Raw genomic sequence first — 16077 nt, forward strand, 5'->3', positions numbered from 1 at the left:
GCCCGCCCCCCTCAGGCGACCTCACCCCGGACACGGGGAGCATAGTCAACCCGGTCGGCACCAGCGGGCATAAGGCTTGCATAAGACGAGTCAGGTGGCATCGGGGTCGAACGGCGGGCGCTCGCCCTGCGACGGCTTCGCGCCCTTCTTGAACATGTCCGGTGCGGCGGACCCGCCGCCGGAGCCCGCCGCGGCATCCGGGGAACCCTTGGTGAAGCTCACCCGGGGCGCGGACACCCGGTCGGCGGAGGCGGAGGCGGCGCTGTCGGTGCCGTCGGAGCCGTGCACCGCGTCCGTGAGCTCGGCCATCTCCTTCTTCAGGTCGAAGCCGTTGCGGATCTCCTGAAGGCCGTACTCGTCGTTCTCCAGCACGTGCTTGCGCACGAAGTTCTTCGGCTTGAGGTCCTCGAACTCGAAGTCCTTGAACTCCGGGCCCAGCTCGCTGCGGATGTCCTCCTTGGCGTTGTCCGAGAACGCCCGCACCTTGCGCACGAAACTCATGACATCCGAGATCACCTTGGGCAACTTGTCCGGCCCGAAGATCAGTACCGCAAGGATCACGAGCGCGATCAGCTCTAGGGGTCCTATGTCGAAGAACACCTTGCAGCTCCTTGGGTAATCCGTGGCCTACCCGGTCCCAGGGGGGCCAGGGGGGACGTGTCGGGCCTATGGGCCAGGCCGCCTATCACGGTACCTGGCCCATGGCGTCCGGTGGGAGGCGCCTGCCCCAACACCGCGCAAACGCTCATTCGGCGCCGAGCGTGAGCGGGGTGGTCAGCTCCTTGTCGTCGCGTCGCAGGGTCAGGGTGAGGCGGTCCCCGGGCCGGTGGCTGCGGATCTTGATGATCAGCTCCTGGCCGCTGTGCACGGGCTGCCCGTCCACCTTGGTGATCACGTCCCGCGGCTTGACGCCCGCCTTGGCCCCCGGGCCGCCGGGCGTGACGGGGGCACCGCCGTCCTTGCTCTTGGAGCTGACCCGCGCGCCGTCGCCCGCGTACTCCATCTCCAGCGTGACGCCGATCACCGGGTGCAGGACCTTGCCCTTGTTGATCAACTGCTCGGCCACCCACTTGCCCTGGTTGATCGGTATGGCGAAGCCCAGGCCGATGCTGCCGCCCTGGCCGCCGCCCTCCAGGCCGCCGCCGGAGCTGTCGGCCGCGCGGATGGCGCTGTTGATGCCGATCACGCGCGCCCGGGAGTCGACGAGCGGGCCTCCGGAGTTGCCCGGGTTGATCGGGGCGTCGGTCTGCAGGGCGTCCACGTACGAGACGTCGCTGCCGTCGCCCTTCTTGCCGCCCGCCGTGATGGGCCGCTGCTTGGCGCTGATGATGCCGGCGGTGACGGTGTTGGCGAGGTCGTACGGGGCGCCGATCGCGACGACGGGGTCGCCGACCCGTACGGAGTCGGAGTCGCCGAGCGCCAGCGGACGCAGCCCGGAGACGCCCTGGACCTGCACGACGGCCAGGTCGTAGCTGCCGTCCCGGCCGATGACCTTGGCCTTGGCCGTCTGGCCGCCGCTGAAGGAGACCGATATCTCACCGCCGGTGCCGGCCGGCTCGACGACGTGGTTGTTGGTGAGGATGTGGCCCTGCTTGTCGAGGACGAAGCCGGTGCCGGTGCCCTGCTCGCTGTTGCCGCGTACGTGCAGGGTGACCACGCTGGGCAGGGCCGCCTGCGCGATGCCGGCGACGCTGTCCGGCTTGCGGCCGCCCTGGTCGCCGGTGTCCTGCGGCAGTTCGATACCGCCGAGGCCGCCGTTGCGTTCGATGTACGCGCCGACGCCGCCGCCGATTCCGCCGGCCAGCAGCGCCAGGGCCACCGCGCCCGCGGCCAGTGTGCCGCGGCGGTTGCGGCGGGGGCCCGGCGGCGGGGGCGGGGGCAGCGTGCCCAGGGGCATCGCCGCGCCGTGCTGCGGCGTCCGCCAGGGGTCGTACTGCTGCCAGTGGCCCTGCTGCCCGCCCTGCTGGTGGCCTGCGGCTCCGGCCGGGTACGGCTCCGCGCCGCCCGGCAGGGGCTGCGGGACGTGCGGCTGGGGCTGGTGGTGCGGCAGGCCCGGGGGCGGCGCTCCGTGCGCCTCGGGCGGGAGCGGGGCGCCTCCTGACGCGTCGTGCGATACGGCGGGGAGCCGGGCGCCGTCCGCGGCGGCGGGCAGGGCGGTGTCGGTGCCGGACGGCGGTGTCGTCGCGGTCCGGTGGTCCGGCGCGGACGGGGCGTGCGGCGGCTGGGCGTGCGCCGACGGCGGCTCGGGCTGCGGCATCGGCGTACGGGCCGTGACCTCGTGCGGCTGCGGGCCGGCGGGCGGCTGCGGCTGGGCGGGGAACGGCTGCTGGGGCGGCGGTACGGGCGCGCCGGTGCCGTACGCGGACTGCTGCCCGGCGTAGGCGGACTGCTGCCCGGGAGGCGGCGGCACAGGGCTCTGCGGGGCGGCGCCCATGGCACCCGTGGCGCCCGTGCTCTGCGGCGGGATGCCCGTGCCGTGTGCCGGGGTGGCCGTGCCGTGTGCCGGGGTGGCCGTGCCGTGTGCCGGGGCGGACGTGCCGTGTGCCGGGGCGGACGTGCCGTGTGCCGGGGTGGCCGTCGGGCGCTGTACGGGCGGTGCGGGGGCCCAGGGGCCCGGATCGCCGTACGGAGGCGTGCCGTACGGGTCCTGGGGGTGCAGCGGCTGCTGCCGCGGCGGAGCGGCCGCTTCCTGCCCGGCGGGCGCGGCACCGGCCGCCTCGGCAGGCGGGGCCGCGAATTCCCGGGTTATGGCGGTCTGTTCGGTTTCGAGCGCCGCGGTCTCGGCCGCGGCGGGCGCCTGCGCCGCCGGCTCGGGGGGCCGCTGCCCCGACCGGCTCCACCAGTTCCGCTTCGGCCCGGCGGCCGTCCCCTCGTCCATGTTCTCCCCACCGATTCGCCCGCTGTGTCAGGCGGGCACCACCACCTCGTGGCGGCATGCCCCGGCAGGGGGCGCCGCCCAGGCAGCGATTCAACCAGGTCCGTGGGGCCGCGCGCAGAGCCCGGTCAGCGCGGGGCGGGCCACCGGGCGGCCATCGTCTCCCGGGAGGCGGGGCCGGACGGTACGGCGGTCCCGCCCTGGGGGCGCCCGGCGTCTTCGGACGGCACGTACGGCCCCACGATGCGCGCGCCGGACTGCGGGACCGGCGCGGTGCCTCGTGCGGGGTGGTGCGGCATGAGCTGACCGGTCTGGAGCGTCAGCGCGGGCAGGGCGGAGCGGCCTTCGGACGGCAGCGCGACCCGGGACAGGGACAGGGGCAGCGACGGCGAGGGGCGCGCGGCCGACGGCATCGACGGGCCGGTCATGCCGAGCGAGCTCGGTGCCGGTTCCGGGGTGACGTCCGCGCCGGGGAGCGACCGCGTCCAGGGGTGTCCCGTCGCGAAGAGCAGGGCTTCGCCGCGGGACAGGCCCGGCCGGGTGGCCGGGCCCTGGGTGGCGCTGAGCGGTGTCATCTGGCTGCCCGTGCCGTCGGCGCGGCCGCTGGGAGTGTCGACCGCCGCCTCCAGGGGCAGGGCGCCGCCGAGCGCGAACGCCGCCAGCGAGACCGCCCCGGCCGCCGCGAAGGCGAACCGGCGGCGCTGCGGCGCGGGCCGGTCCGGCTCGTGGATACGGAAGCCGCGCGGGCGCGGCTGCTGGGGCACGCCGCTGACGGCATGACTGCCGGACGGGACATACCGGAAGGAACCGCCGCGCGCTTCGAACTCGGCGCCCTCGGCGAAGTCGCCGCCGAACGCGCCCCTGCCGAAGCTCCCGGGGCCCAGCCGACTTCCGGAGCCGTCGGCATCACCTCCGGGCAGCTGCTGGAGGCGCGCCAGCAGCCCCTCGGAGGGACCGGGGGGCGCCGTTTCCGCGAAGACGTTCTTCAGCTGGCGCTGGTCGTCGGCCTCCGCCTTGCACTTTCCACACGTAGCGAGATGCGCGAGCACCCGCTCGCGCGCGTCATGCCCCAACTCCCCGTCGACCAGAGCCGCGAGGCGGTCGCCGAGATGATGCTCGGCGGGGGACGGACCGCCTGTACCGCTCACGCGATTCCGACCTCCCCTGTGGTGACCGAGGTGAGCGTCCGCTGCTCGCGCTCGCGCTCCTCGGCGCGCGCCGCCGGGGAGCGGTGCTTGAGCGCCTTGCGCAGGTGGGAGCGGCCGCGGTGGATGCGGCTGCGGACCGTGCCCAGCTTCACGCCGAGGGTGGCGGCGATCTCCTCGTACGACAGGCCCTCGATGTCGCAGAGCACCACGGCGGCGCGGAACTCGGGCGCGAGGGTGTCCAGCGCCTGCTGGACGTCGGCGTCGAAGTGGGTGTCGTTGAAATGCTGCTGCGGGGAGGGCTCGCGGCTGGGGAGCCGCTCGGCCGCGTCGTCACCGAGCGCGTCGAAGCGGATGCGCTGGCGGCGGCGGACCATGTCCAGGAAGAGGTTGGTCGTGATGCGGTGCAGCCAGCCCTCGAAGGTGCCGGGGGTGTACGTCGACAGCGAACGGAAGACGCGGACGAACACCTCCTGCGTCAGGTCCTCGGCGTCGTGCTGGTTGCCCGTGAGGCGGTAGGCGAGACGGTAGACCCGCGCGCTGTGCGTGCTGACGATCTCCTCCCAGCTGGGCGGGGTCCAGGCCTGCGCATCCGCTTCGGCGGCGAACGTCGCTGTCGTAGCGGTGTCAAAGGCCCCTCCCCTACCCTTGAGGCCGTGGGAGCGGGAACGGTCAGCAGTGTCTGTCACGGATTTCGGCTCGGCGGCCGACCGCCTGAAGCGCCTTCGCGCCCATCGGTCACCCGTCGCAGCCGCACCTCCCCTGGTGGCTCTGGTGGTGTCCAGTAGAGCCCCTACCATATCCACCTCGCCCGTTAGCTCCGGATAAGCAGATTTGACCTGCTTTTGGCCTGGCTTCGCGTCATGCCACACGTCTCGTTGGGTCTTCACCGATGCATCCCCCCTGCTGTGCTTCAACGCCCGGTCCCATCTGCGGGTTCCCGCACGCAGCGGATACAGTCACGGTTGCGTCAACTACGGGGACAGGAGAGGGCCATTACCGGCAACCGGCAGACGAGCTTGGCATTCGCCGAGGCGTACGGCGCCGGGACCATCGACGACAAGGCCGACGCCGCCCTGCACTGGTCCCGGGACCGGGCGCGGGAAGCGGGCATCCGCGCGGTGTCCACGGGCACCGGCACCGCGCTGCGGCTGCTCGCGGCGACGGCGGACGCCAAGGCGGTCGCCGAGATAGGCACCGGCACGGGAGTGTCGGGCATCTACCTCCTGCACGGTATGCGGCCGGACGGCGTCCTGACGACGGTCGACCTGGAACCGGAGCGGCAGCAGTTCGCGAAGCAGGCGTTCCGCGAGGCGGGCTTCGCCGGCAACCGCGCGCGCTTCATCCCCGGCCGCGCCCTGGACGTCCTGCCCCGGCTCGCCGACGGCGGCTACGACCTGGTCTTCTGCGACGGCGACCGCATGGAGTGCCTGGACTATCTCGCTGAATCGTTGCGGCTGCTGCGCCCCGGTGGCCTGGTCTGTTTCGAGGGCGTCTTCGCCGACGGCCGTACGGTCGACTCGGCGGCCCAGCCCGCGGAGGTGCTGCGCCTGCGGGAGCTGCTGCGGACGCTCCGCGAGACGGACGCGCTGATCTCGTCCCTGCTGCCGGTGGGCGACGGCCTGCTGTGCGCCGTCAAGCGCGGCTGAGCGGGGACCCGGGCACGTACGCGTGTACCGCGTAGGTGTACAGCGCGTACGGCGCCCACGGGGGCACCGAGGAACGGACGCGGCCCCGGTGGGCGGCGCGCTCTCGCGCGCCGCCCACCGGGGCCCGGGTATTCGGCTGGGGGTCCAGGGGTCAGCCCCGGGAAACCGCAGCATCAGGGCGACTGCCCTGTCAGACGGTGACCTTCTCGAGGGCCTCGCCCAAAGCCTTGGCCTCGTCGGGAGTCAGCTCGACGACGAGTCGACCGCCGCCTTCGAGCGGAACGCGCATGACGATGCCCCGCCCCTCCTTGGTCACCTCGAGCGGGCCGTCGCCCGTCCGCGGCTTCATGGCCGCCATGCTCGTTCCCCTTCCTGAAACCAGCTCACGCAGCCGACAACCCAGGTGTCACCGGCATCGAACACATTGCTTCCAGGCCATTATCCCGCATCGCACGACCCGATGACCAACATCGGGGAGCATCCCTTCGGCAACGCGCTCTCGCAAAACCACCCAATTCGGGGAGTGGGCTGCGATACTTCGCCATCGTCCGGCGTCCGGTCCTCGCCGTTTGTTTGACGTACGTCACATGACGGGCGCCGATGATCTCCGGCATTCTGAGCGACGGCTGCCACTTCCGGGCAGCGCGAGCCGCGACGGAGGGACCCCTCACCATGGCCGACACCGTGCTCTACGACGTGACCGACGGCGTCGGGACGATCACGATCAACCGTCCCGACGCGATGAACGCGATGAACACGGAAGCCAAGGCCGCCCTGCGGGACATCCTGCGCGAGGTCGCCGCCGATCCGGCCGTACGGGCCGTCCTGCTGACCGCCACCGGGCGCGCCTTCTGCGTGGGCCAGGACCTCAAGGAACACATCGGGCTGCTGGCCCGGGACCGCGAGACCGGGTCCGGGCAGACCATGAGCACGGTGCGCGAGCACTACAACCCCATCGTCACGGCGCTCGCCGGCATGCCCAAGCCGGTGGTGGCGGGCGTCAACGGCGTGGCCGCGGGCGCCGGTGCCGGTTTCGCGCTGGCCGCGGACTACCGGGTGGTCGCCGACACCGCGTCCTTCAACACCTCCTTCGCGGGCGTCGCGCTCACCGCCGACTCCGGGATCTCCTGGACGCTGCCCCGCCTGATCGGCCACGGCCGCGCCGCCGACCTGCTGCTCTTCCCGCGCAGCGTCACCGCGCAGGAGGCGTACGAGCTGGGCATCGCCAACAAGATCGTCCCGGCGGCGGAGCTGGCGGCGGAGGCGGCCGCGGTGGCGCGCGCGCTGGCCGAGGGGCCGACCGCCGCATACGCCGCGATCAAGGAGTCCCTCGCGTACGGGGCCGGGCACACGCTCACCGAGACGCTCACCAAGGAGGAGGAACTGCAGACGCGGGCAGGCGCCTCGGAGGACCACCACATCGCGGTCGAGGCGTTCATGAAGAAGGAGAAGCCGCGGTTCCTGGGGCGCTAGGCAATTCGGAAGGTGAAGGCCCGGCCGGAGACGGCCGGGCATCCCCTCAGGCCTGTGCCGCCGCCTCCACCGCGTCCCGTACGTGACAGTCCGCCAGATGGTCGTTGACCAGGCCGCAGGCCTGCATCGTCGCGTACGCCGTGGTGGGGCCGACGAAGCGGAAGCCGCGCTTCTTGAGGTCCTTGGCCAGTGCCGTGGACTCCGGTGTGACGGGCGCCACGTCGGCCAGGGTGCGCGGTGCCTTCCGGTCGGCGCGCTCGGGTGCGTACGACCAGATCAGCCGGTCCAGCTCGCCCGGGGCCAGCTCGGCCGCGATCCGGGCGTTGTTGATCGCCGCGCCGATCTTCGCGCGGTTGCGGATGATGCGGGCGTCGGTGAGCAGCCGCTCGGCGTCCGCGTCGGTGAACCGGGCGACCGCCTCGATGCGGAAGTCCGCGAACGCGGCCCGGAAGCCCTCGCGGCGGCGCAGGATCGTGATCCAGGACAGCCCGGACTGGAACGCCTCCAGGCACATCCGCTCGAAGAGCGCGTCGTCACCGTGGACCGGCAGGCCCCATTCGGTGTCGTGGTAGGCGCGATAGTCGGCCATTTTCTCCGACTCCATGCCCCAGGGGCACCGCGGCACCCCGTCCGGAGCCGTGCTCACTGCCGTCATGAGGCGCTCTTCCCGTCGTCCTCGCCCCCGGAGGCCAGGGGCTCCTCTCCGGCCGGTGCGGCCGGCCGGTCCCCGGTCCGCGTCCCGGCCCGGTCCCCGGAGCCGTCCTCCGGGGCGTCCTTGATCAGGCCGGGCGGGCCCATCGCCGCGGCGTGCTCGCCCGCGAGGGCCGCCTCCAGCTCGGCGATCCGGGCGTCCCGTTCAGCGAGCTCGGCGCCGAGCCGGTCCAGCACGTCGTCGACGTCGTTCATCCGGTAGCCGCGCACGCCGACCGGCAGGCGCACCGCCTCCACGTCGGCGCGGGAGGCGGGCCGGTCGGCGGGCAGCGGTTCGTACAGCCGGTCCGGCGCGGCCTCGCCGAGCCCGCCCTCGTCACCGCCGCCGACCACGGCGAGCGTGACCGCGGCGACCACCGCGACCATCGCGATCAGCAGGAACCAGAACACGACCATCTCCCCGAGCTATGCGTTGGCACTGATCGTGCCATGCGGGTGTGACCGTTAGGGTCGCTGGCGGACCACGAAGAGGGAGAAGCAATGCTGCGGCTGGGGAATCGAGAGTTCACTGCGCACGAGCCGGTGATCATGGCCATCGTGAACAGGACCCCGGACTCCTTCTACGACCGGGGGGCCACCTTCACCGACGAGCCCGCTCTCGCCCGGGTGGAGCAGGCGGTGGCCGAGGGCGCCGCGATCATCGACATCGGCGGCGTCAAGGCGGGCCCCGGCGAGGAGGTCACCGCCGAGGAGGAGGCCCGGCGCACGGTCGGGTTCGTGGCCGAGGTGCGCAGGCGGTACCCGGACGTGGTCATCAGCGTGGACACCTGGCGCCACGAGGTCGGCGAGGCGGTCTGCGAGGCCGGCGCGGACGTGCTCAACGACGCGTGGGGCGGGGTGGACCCGAAGCTGGCCGAGGTCGCGGCCCGTTACGACGCCGGGCTGGTCTGCACCCACGCGGGCGGCGTCGAGCCGCGTACCCGGCCGCACCGGGTGGCGTACGAGGATGTGCTGGCGGACATCCTGCGGGTGACGCTGGGGCTGGCCGAACGGGCGCTGGAGCTGGGCGTACGGCGCGACGCGATCATGATCGACCCGGGGCACGACTTCGGGAAGAACACCCGGCACAGCCTGGAGGCGACCCGCCGGCTCGGCGAGATGGCGGACACCGGGTGGCCGGTGCTGGTCTCGCTGTCGAACAAGGACTTCGTCGGCGAGACGCTGGACAAGCCGGTCAAGGAACGGCTGCTCGGCACGCTGGCGACGACCGCGGTCTCGGCGTGGCTGGGCGCGCAGGTCTACCGCGTCCACGAGGTCGCCGAGACCAAACAGGTCCTGGACATGGTGGCCTCGATCGCGGGCCACCGGCCCCCGGCGGTGGCCCGCCGGGGACTCGCCTAGGCCCTGTCGGCGCCTGTCGCTACTTCCCGGTCTCCTTGGAGACCAGCGCGACCGCCTCGTCCACGTCGTCGGTGACGTGGAAGAGCAGCAGGTCGTGCTCCGACGCCTTGCCCTGCGCGACGACCGTGTCGCGCAGCCAGCCGACCAGGCCGTTCCAGTACTCCGTACCGAAGAGCACGATCGGGAAGCGGGTCACCTTCCGCGTCTGGACCAGGGTCAGCGCCTCGAACAGCTCGTCGAGGGTGCCCATGCCGCCGGGCAGTACGACGAAGCCCTGCGCGTACTTCACGAACATCGTCTTCCGGACGAAGAAGTAACGGAAGTTGACGCCGATGTCGACGTGCGGGTTCATGCCCTGTTCGAAGGGCAGCTCGATGCCCAGGCCGACGGAGACGCCCTTGGCCTCCCGGGCGCCCCGGTTCGCGGCCTCCATCACGCCGGGCCCGCCGCCGGTGATCACCGCGAAGCCGGCCTCCACCAGTGCCCGGCCGAGCGCGACGCCCGTCTCGTACTCGGGCGAGCCGACGGGTGTACGGGCCGAGCCGAAGACGCTGATGGCGCTCGGCAGTTCGGCGAGCGCGCCGAAGCCCTCCACGAACTCCGACTGGATGCGCATGACCCGCCACGGGTCGGTGTGCACCCAGTCGGTGTCGCCCTCGGCGGTGTCCAGCAGCCGCTGGTCCGTGGTGCCCTTCTGCACCTGCTCGCGTCGGCGCACCACGGGTCCCAGACGCTGTTCCTCCCACGCCCGCTCTTCCTCGGGGCTGGCCATATCGTGCTCCCTCCGCTGCCGGTCAGTGTCCGGCAAGGGTAGATCGGCGCAGGTGGCGGGCAGGGCAATTCCGGATTCCGGGACACCGCGGGGGCGCGTGTGCCGGGCGTGCCCTACGCGGTGAGCCAGGACCGCAGGCGCTCCTCGCAGTGCAGGATCTGCTCGGTGGCGACGCGTTCGTCCTTCTTGTGTGCCAGCAGGGGGTCGCCGGGGCCGTAGTTGACGGCGGGCACGCCCAGGGCGCTGAAGCGCGAGACGTCCGTCCAGCCGAACTTGGGCTTGGCGATGCCGCCGACCGCCTTCATGAAGGCGGCGGCCGCGGGGTGCGACAGGCCGGGCAGCGCGCCCGGCGAGTGGTCGTCGACGGTCGTCGCGGCGACGCCGCAGTCCGCGAAGACCTCGCGGACGTGGTCGAGTGCTTCCTGCTCGCTGCGGTCGGGCGCGTAACGGAAGTTGACGGCGACGGTGCAGGCGTCGGGGATGACGTTGCCCGCCACGCCGCCCTCGATGCGGACCGCGTTCAGGCCCTCGCGGTATTCGAGGCCGTCGATGACGGCCCGCCGCGGCTCGTAGGACGCCAGGCGCGCGAGGATCGGCGCCGCGGAGTGGATGGCGTTGCTGCCCATCCAGCTGCGCGCGGAGTGGGCCCGTTCGCCCTCGGTGTGCAGCAGCACCCGCAGCGTGCCCTGACAGCCGCCCTCGACCTCGGCGTTGGAGGGCTCCAGCAGGATGGCGAAGTCGCCCGCCAGCCACTCCGGGTGCTCCTCGGCCAGCCGCCCGAGACCGTTGAACTCGGCGGCGATCTCCTCCATGTCGTAGAAGATGAAGGTCAGGTCGCGGTTGGGCGCGGGGACGGTGGCGGCGATGCGCAGCTGGACGGCGACGCCGGACTTCATGTCGGTGGTGCCGCAGCCCCACAGGACGCCGTTCTCGTCGAGCCGGGAGGGCACGTTGTCCGCGATCGGCACGGTGTCCAGGTGGCCGGCCAGGACGACCCGCTCGGCGTGGCCCAGTTCCGTACGCGCGACGACGCAGTTGCCGTCCCGCTCCACCGTCAGATGCGGGAGCGCACGCAGCGCGTTCTCCACGGCGTCCGCGATGGCCTTCTCGTCCCGGCTGACGGACGGGATGTCGATGAGCTGAGCGGTGAGCCCGGCCGCGTCGAGGGAGAGGTCCAGTGCGGGGGTCTGCGTAACGGTCTCCATGGGGCCGACCCTACCGGCGCCCCTCCAGTACCGTTGGCGGTGTGTCCCCCCAGCCCACCGCTCCCGCCCGCAGCAAGCGCCTCCTGCGTACCGGCGCGGCCTTCGCCGTGCTCGTCGGACTGGCCGTGTACCTCGTCGTGCAGTACGTCACGGGCGGGCCGGGGGCACCGCGCTGTTCGGTGCGGACCGCGGACGGCGGCGCGCCGTACGAGATCTCGCCGGAGCAGGCCGCGAACGCCGCGACCATCTCGGCCGTCGGCTCCTCGCGCGGGCTGCCGGAGCGGGCCGTGACGATCGCCCTGGCGACCGCCATGCAGGAGTCGGGGCTGCGCAACATCGGCTTCGGCGACCGGGATTCGGTCGGGCTCTTCCAGCAGCGGCCGTCCCAGGACTGGGGCACCGTGCAGCAGATCATGGACCCGGTCTACTCCGCCGGGGAGTTCTACACGCATCTGGCCAAGGTGCCGGGCTACTCGCGGCTGCCGCTGACGGTGGCCGCGCAGAAGGTGCAGCGCAGCGGCTACCCGCAGGCGTACGCCAAGCACGAGCCGGACGCCGCGCTGCTGACCGGTGCCCTCACCGGGCGCGACGGGGCCGCGATGACGTGCTCGGTGAACCGTCCGGCGGACCGGAAGCACCCGGGCGGCACGGACGGGGTGCGCAAGCAGCTGGTGCGCGAGTTCGGCGCCGACGTGCTGCCGCACACGGACGGGACCGCTCCTGACAAGGACGGCGGCAAGGACGGCGGCCGGGTCCTGACGGTCCCCGCGCGGCCGGTCTCCTCCGGGGACGCCGGTGACGAGGCCGCGGCGGGCGGCCGGGCCCCGGGTGCGGGGCAGGCCGGCGGCACGTCGGCGGACGGGGACGGCTCCGGGTCCCAGCGGCGCGGCTGGGAGCTGGCCACCTGGGCGATGGCGCAGTCCGGTGCCTTGGGCATCGAGCAGATTTCCTACGCCGGGAAGATGTGGTCCGCGGCCGACTCCGGGAAGGGCTGGCAGAAGGCGACCGGTGCGGCGGCGCGCGCTCCCGGTGCGGACGTACGGATCGTCACCGCCAAGTGAGCCTCGGGGCGCCTCTCGTGGCGGGTCGGGCCGGGCGTCTTCGACGGGTCCGGGAGCGCGGCTGTGCGGCCGCCGCGGGAGGCGGTCCGGCGGCGCTCCGTACCCCGGACGGCCGTCACGCCGTCAGCCTTGCGGTCACCGCGCAGCCGTCCGGCGGGTCCCTCGGCCGAGTTAACGTCGTCAACCCCGGGCAGCGGTGCCGAGTCACCGTCCACGGGGTCACCCGAACGGCATGGAGCCCCTGCGGGCACTGAGGCGTGACGTTTCAGCGCCGTACTGCGCCCGGCGCAGTTTGCCCGGTTTCCTCCGGAGCAGATTATGTGACCCCCCACTGATTCTTTACCGGCCGTGCCGCAACCTTCCCGGGCCTGACGCGGTAGTCACGCTGTGCGCCCGGCAGCCTCCGCGCCCCGCCCGGCGCACACGGCACGTCTGTCAGAAGAACCAGTCCCTCTCCGTAAAAGGAGCACCATGTCCCTCCCCCTCTCGCGTCGGATCGCCCGAGCCGCGCTGCTGGTCGCAGCCGGCGCAGCCCCCGTGGTCGGTGCGGCAGGCTCCGCGAGCGCCGTGGAACTGCCGAAGTCCTCCGACCTGGGCGGACTGACCGCAGTGGACACCGCGAGCCTCGCCGACACCGCCGACGGCGCGGTACAGGGTGCCGGCGACCTCGCCGGTGAGACCGGCGCGAACGCCGCCGAGGCGGGCGGCAAGGTCGTCCGCAAGGCCGTTCCGGCGGTGAGCAGGACCGCCGGCAAGACCGCGGGCAAGACGCTCCGGGAGACCGCGCCGGCCGCGAAGCATGCCGCGGGCAACGCCGCCGGCGACACCGCGGACAGCGCGGGGGACATCCTCACCGACACCCTGCACACCGCCACCGAGGACGGCCTGCCGACCGACGGCCTGACCGACTCCCTGCCGGGTGACGGGCTGTCCACCGACGGGCTGACCGACTCGCTGTCCACCGACGGCCTGGCCCAGGCGATCGGCGGCAGCGGCCTGGCCTCGGACCTGCTGCCGACGAACGGGCTGCCGGTCAGCTGACCGAGCACCGCACGCTGACCGGGCACCGGACAGCGAAGCCCGGAGCGGACGCCGTATCCCAGGCGCCCGCTCCGGGCTTCTTCGCGTGTGCGGGCTACTGCGCCAGGCGCCGTACCGCCTCGTCCACCCGCTCGTCGGTGGCCGTGAAGGCGACCCGGACGAACCGGTCCCCCGCGCTCCCGTAGAAGTCGCCCGGCGCGACCAGGACGCCGCGCTTGGCGAGGTCGGCCACGGTGTCCCAGCACGACTCGTCCCGCGTCGCCCACAGGTAGAGCGACGCCTCGCTGTGCTCGACGCGGAAGCCGGCGGCCTCCAGGGCCTCGCGCAGGGCCGTACGGCGGCGGGCGTAGCGCTCGCGCTGCTCGCCGACGTGCTCGGTGTCGCCGAGCGCCGCGACCGTCGCGGCCTGTACGGGCGCGGGGATCATCATGCCGCCGTGCTTGCGGATCAGCAGCAGCTCGCCGAGGACCGCGGCGTCGCCGACGAGGAAGGCGGCGCGGTAGCCGGCCAGGTTGGAGCGCTTGGACAGCGAGTGGACGGCCACGATGCCGTCGTACGAGCCGCCGCAGACGTCCGGGTGCAGGACGGAGACCGGGTCGGCCTCCCAGCCCAGTTCGATGTAGCACTCGTCGCTGAAGAGCAGGACGCCGTGCTCGCGTGCCCAGGCGACCGTACGGCGCAGTTCGGCGGTGCTCAGGACGCGGCCGGTCGGGTTGGACGGCGAGTTCAGCCACAGCAGCTTGAGGCCGGCGGGGTCCAGCTCCCAGGGGTCGTCGTAGACGACCGGCTCGGCGCCCGCCAGGCGCGCGCCGACCTCGTAGGTGGGGTACGCCAGACGCGGGTAGGCGACGCGGTCGCCGGTGCCCAGGCCGAGCTGGGTCGGCAGCCAGGCCACCAGTTCCTTGGAGCCGACGACCGGCAGCACGTTGGCGTGGTCCAGGCCGGTGGCGCCCAGGCGCTCCCCGGCCCAGCCGGTGATCGCGTCGCGCAGGGCGGCGGTGCCCCACACCGTCGGGTAGCCGGGGCTGTCGGCGGCGTCCGTGAGGGCTTTGCGGACCAGCGCGGGCACGGGGTCGACCGGAGTGCCGACGGACAGGTCCACGATGCCGTCGGCATACGCGGCCGCCGTGGTCTTGTACGGCTCCAGCCGGTCCCAGGGGAAGACCGGAAGACGGGACGAAACGGTGCCCACGTTGCTCTCTTTCCTCACGTTCCTCGGGCGGCACAGGGCTGGAAACGCCTCGGCCCCGTGCGGCGTCGGCGTCCCGGTCTCAGGTGACGGGGAGGCCGGCCGTACGGGACCGGGGCGGCGCCATGCGGCCGCTTACTGGTTCTGCGGCGGCAGCGCTGCGATGAAGGCGTGGTCGCGCTCGATCAGGCCCAGCTTGCTGGCACCACCGGGCGAACCGAGCTCGTCGAAGAACTCGACGTTCGCCTTGTAGTAGTCCTTCCACTCCTCCGGAGTGTCGTCCTCGTAGAAGATCGCCTCGACCGGGCAGACCGGCTCGCACGCGCCGCAGTCGACGCATTCGTCCGGGTGGATGTACAAGGACCGGGAGCCCTCGTAGATGCAGTCGACGGGGCACTCCTCGATGCACGCCTTGTCCTTGACGTCGACACAAGGCTGCGCGATGACGTAGGTCACGCTGTCGTTCCTCCTCGGTAGGGCTGGCGGACCGATTGGCAGTTCCGCCGCTGGGCGCGCGGGAGCGCGGCGTCGTCGATGCCCGCACCTAGTATCTCCGTTCCCGGGCAGGAGACGAACAAGAGGGGCGGGTAGACCCGTGGAATTCACTACCGGCGGACGGCTGGAGGTCCACATCACCCGTGCTGACGTGGGCAAAAGGGTATCTGTCCGACGCTTGAGCGGCGTCGGAGAGGGGCCTGAGAGGTTCACTGACACGGTCGGCGTTCTCACATCCTGGGACAATGGTGTGCTGAGCGTCACACGCAGGACTGGGGAGATCATTCGGATCACGGAGGCCGCTCTGGTCGCCGGGAAGACGGTGCCCGCTGCGCCCGCCCGCCGCCGCTCCCCCGCCACGAGCGCACCCGAGCTCGACCGGGTGGCCGCCCGGGGCTGGCCGCCGGTGGAGAGCGAGTGGCTGGGCGGGTGGCAGCTGCGGGCCAGCGCCGGCTTCACCCGGCGGGCCAACTCGGTGGCGCCCCTGGGCGATCCCGGGCTGCCGCTGGACACCGCACTGGAACAGGTCCGCTCCTGGTACGCGCAGCGCTCGCTGCCCGCGTACATCCAGGTCAGTACGGGCGCCCAGGGCACCCAGGAGGACCTGGCGGCCGGGCTGGACCGGCGCGGCTGGACGCGTGAGGTGACGGCGGAGACCCGGACCGCCGCACTGGCCCCCGTAGGCGACCTGGACGCGGACGTGTCCCGGGTGGCGCTCACGCGGGAGACCGACGCGCAGTGGCTGGCCCGCTACCGGCGGTCCGGTGAGCCGGGGCCCGAGGTGGTCGCGGTCCTGCACGGCGGCCCGTCGGTGTGGTTCGCGAGCGTGCCGGACGAGGCGGGCGGAGCGGCCGCGATCGGGCGGTGCGTGGTGGACGGGCGCTGGGCCGGGTTCGCGGCCGTCGAGGTCGGCCCGGAGCACCGGCGGCGCGGCCTGGCGACGGCCGTGATGGCGGCGCTCGCCCGCAAGGCCCTGGACGAGGGCGCCTCGGCCGCGTACCTCCAAGTGGAGACGGACAACCACGACGCCCGCGCGCTGTACGACCGGCTGGGCTTCGTCACCCACCACCACTACCACCACTGGCGCGCCCCCCAGGGAGGCCCGAGCTGAACGGGTACG

At 73.0% G+C, this 16077-nt stretch carries 17 protein-coding genes; 6 read left to right on the plus strand and 11 right to left on the minus strand.

Features of this window, described 5'->3' with window-relative positions; genetic code table 11:
• Positions 1 to 90: 90 nt before the first annotated feature.
• From A6A06_RS03065 to sigE, 4 genes are all read right to left on the minus strand, one after another.
• Positions 91 to 600, minus strand: coding sequence for a sec-independent translocase (locus A6A06_RS03065; RefSeq protein ID WP_073758481.1), 510 nt, complete (start codon positions 598 to 600; stop codon positions 91 to 93).
• Between the two features lie 145 nt (positions 601 to 745).
• Positions 746 to 2878 (minus strand): trypsin-like peptidase domain-containing protein, encoded by a 2133-nt coding sequence (locus tag A6A06_RS03070; protein ID WP_073758483.1) that lies wholly within the window; start codon positions 2876 to 2878, stop codon positions 746 to 748.
• A gap of 125 nt (positions 2879 to 3003) precedes the next feature.
• Complete coding sequence (locus tag A6A06_RS03075) at positions 3004 to 4023, minus strand: anti-sigma factor family protein (RefSeq protein WP_073758485.1); 1020 nt, start codon at positions 4021 to 4023, stop codon at positions 3004 to 3006.
• Positions 4020 to 4709 (minus strand): RNA polymerase sigma factor SigE, encoded by a 690-nt coding sequence (gene sigE, locus A6A06_RS03080; RefSeq protein WP_073758488.1) that lies wholly within the window; start codon positions 4707 to 4709, stop codon positions 4020 to 4022. Before sigE ends, A6A06_RS03075 begins: the two co-directional genes overlap by 4 nt.
• Positions 4710 to 4985: 276 nt before the next feature.
• Between sigE and A6A06_RS03085 the strand changes: the two genes are divergently transcribed.
• Complete coding sequence (locus A6A06_RS03085) at positions 4986 to 5669, plus strand: O-methyltransferase (RefSeq protein ID WP_073758491.1); 684 nt, start codon at positions 4986 to 4988, stop codon at positions 5667 to 5669.
• A 190-nt stretch (positions 5670 to 5859) separates the two neighbouring features.
• On the opposite strand, the gene A6A06_RS03090 is transcribed toward A6A06_RS03085, so the two are convergent.
• Positions 5860 to 6027 carry a DUF3117 domain-containing protein gene (locus tag A6A06_RS03090; protein ID WP_003985072.1) on the minus strand — a complete coding sequence of 56 codons (168 nt, stop codon included), beginning with the start codon at positions 6025 to 6027 and terminating at the stop codon, positions 5860 to 5862.
• Positions 6028 to 6341: 314 nt separating this feature from the next.
• Between A6A06_RS03090 and A6A06_RS03095 the strand changes: the two genes are divergently transcribed.
• Positions 6342 to 7142 carry an enoyl-CoA hydratase/isomerase family protein gene (locus tag A6A06_RS03095; protein WP_073759731.1) on the plus strand — a complete coding sequence of 267 codons (801 nt, stop codon included), beginning with the start codon at positions 6342 to 6344 and terminating at the stop codon, positions 7140 to 7142.
• Positions 7143 to 7188: 46 nt separating this feature from the next.
• Here A6A06_RS03095 and A6A06_RS03100 read toward each other — a convergent pair whose 3' ends face one another.
• Together A6A06_RS03100 and A6A06_RS03105 are read right to left on the minus strand one after the other, a co-directional pair.
• Entirely contained in the window at positions 7189 to 7797 is a 609-nt protein-coding gene (locus A6A06_RS03100; RefSeq protein ID WP_073758496.1) for a DNA-3-methyladenine glycosylase I, read from the minus strand.
• Positions 7794 to 8243 carry a DivIVA domain-containing protein gene (locus A6A06_RS03105; protein ID WP_073759733.1) on the minus strand — a complete coding sequence of 150 codons (450 nt, stop codon included), beginning with the start codon at positions 8241 to 8243 and terminating at the stop codon, positions 7794 to 7796. The genes A6A06_RS03100 and A6A06_RS03105 overlap by 4 nt, the downstream gene beginning before the upstream one ends.
• A 90-nt stretch (positions 8244 to 8333) precedes the next feature.
• On the opposite strand from A6A06_RS03105, the gene folP reads away from it, so the two are divergent.
• Positions 8334 to 9194 carry a dihydropteroate synthase gene (gene folP / locus A6A06_RS03110; RefSeq protein ID WP_073758498.1) on the plus strand — a complete coding sequence of 287 codons (861 nt, stop codon included), beginning with the start codon at positions 8334 to 8336 and terminating at the stop codon, positions 9192 to 9194.
• Positions 9195 to 9213: 19 nt separating this feature from the next.
• Here the strand turns inward: folP and A6A06_RS03115 are convergent, their stop codons facing one another.
• Together A6A06_RS03115 and dapE are read right to left on the minus strand one after the other, a co-directional pair.
• Positions 9214 to 9966, minus strand: a complete 753-nt coding sequence (locus A6A06_RS03115; protein ID WP_073758500.1) for a TIGR00730 family Rossman fold protein — start codon at positions 9964 to 9966, stop codon at positions 9214 to 9216.
• Positions 9967 to 10079: 113 nt separating this feature from the next.
• Positions 10080 to 11171, minus strand: a complete 1092-nt coding sequence (gene dapE, locus A6A06_RS03120) for a succinyl-diaminopimelate desuccinylase (protein WP_073758502.1) — start codon at positions 11169 to 11171, stop codon at positions 10080 to 10082.
• Between the two features lie 41 nt (positions 11172 to 11212).
• Here dapE and A6A06_RS03125 point away from each other — a divergent pair, with 41 nt between their 5' ends.
• Both A6A06_RS03125 and A6A06_RS03130 read left to right on the plus strand, forming a co-directional pair.
• Positions 11213 to 12232, plus strand: coding sequence for a heavy metal transporter (locus A6A06_RS03125; RefSeq protein WP_073758504.1), 1020 nt, complete (start codon positions 11213 to 11215; stop codon positions 12230 to 12232).
• 471 nt (positions 12233 to 12703) lie between these two features.
• Positions 12704 to 13273: a hypothetical protein gene (locus A6A06_RS03130; RefSeq protein WP_073758506.1), complete on the plus strand. Its 570-nt coding sequence runs from the start codon at positions 12704 to 12706 to the stop codon at positions 13271 to 13273.
• Positions 13274 to 13367: 94 nt separating this feature from the next.
• On the opposite strand, the gene dapC is transcribed toward A6A06_RS03130, so the two are convergent.
• Positions 13368 to 14465 carry a succinyldiaminopimelate transaminase gene (dapC, locus tag A6A06_RS03135; RefSeq protein ID WP_073758508.1) on the minus strand — a complete coding sequence of 366 codons (1098 nt, stop codon included), beginning with the start codon at positions 14463 to 14465 and terminating at the stop codon, positions 13368 to 13370.
• 132 nt (positions 14466 to 14597) lie between these two features.
• Positions 14598 to 14918: a ferredoxin gene (fdxA, locus tag A6A06_RS03140; RefSeq protein WP_030573070.1), complete on the minus strand. Its 321-nt coding sequence runs from the start codon at positions 14916 to 14918 to the stop codon at positions 14598 to 14600.
• A 139-nt stretch (positions 14919 to 15057) separates the two neighbouring features.
• On the opposite strand from fdxA, the gene A6A06_RS03145 reads away from it, so the two are divergent.
• A complete protein-coding gene (locus A6A06_RS03145; protein ID WP_073758510.1) occupies positions 15058 to 16068 on the plus strand; it encodes a GNAT family N-acetyltransferase in 1011 nt (336 codons plus the stop codon).
• The last annotated feature ends 9 nt before the right edge of the window (positions 16069 to 16077 follow it).

This window comes from Streptomyces sp. CB02923 (assembly GCF_001905005.1).
GTDB lineage: Bacteria > Actinomycetota > Actinomycetes > Streptomycetales > Streptomycetaceae > Streptomyces.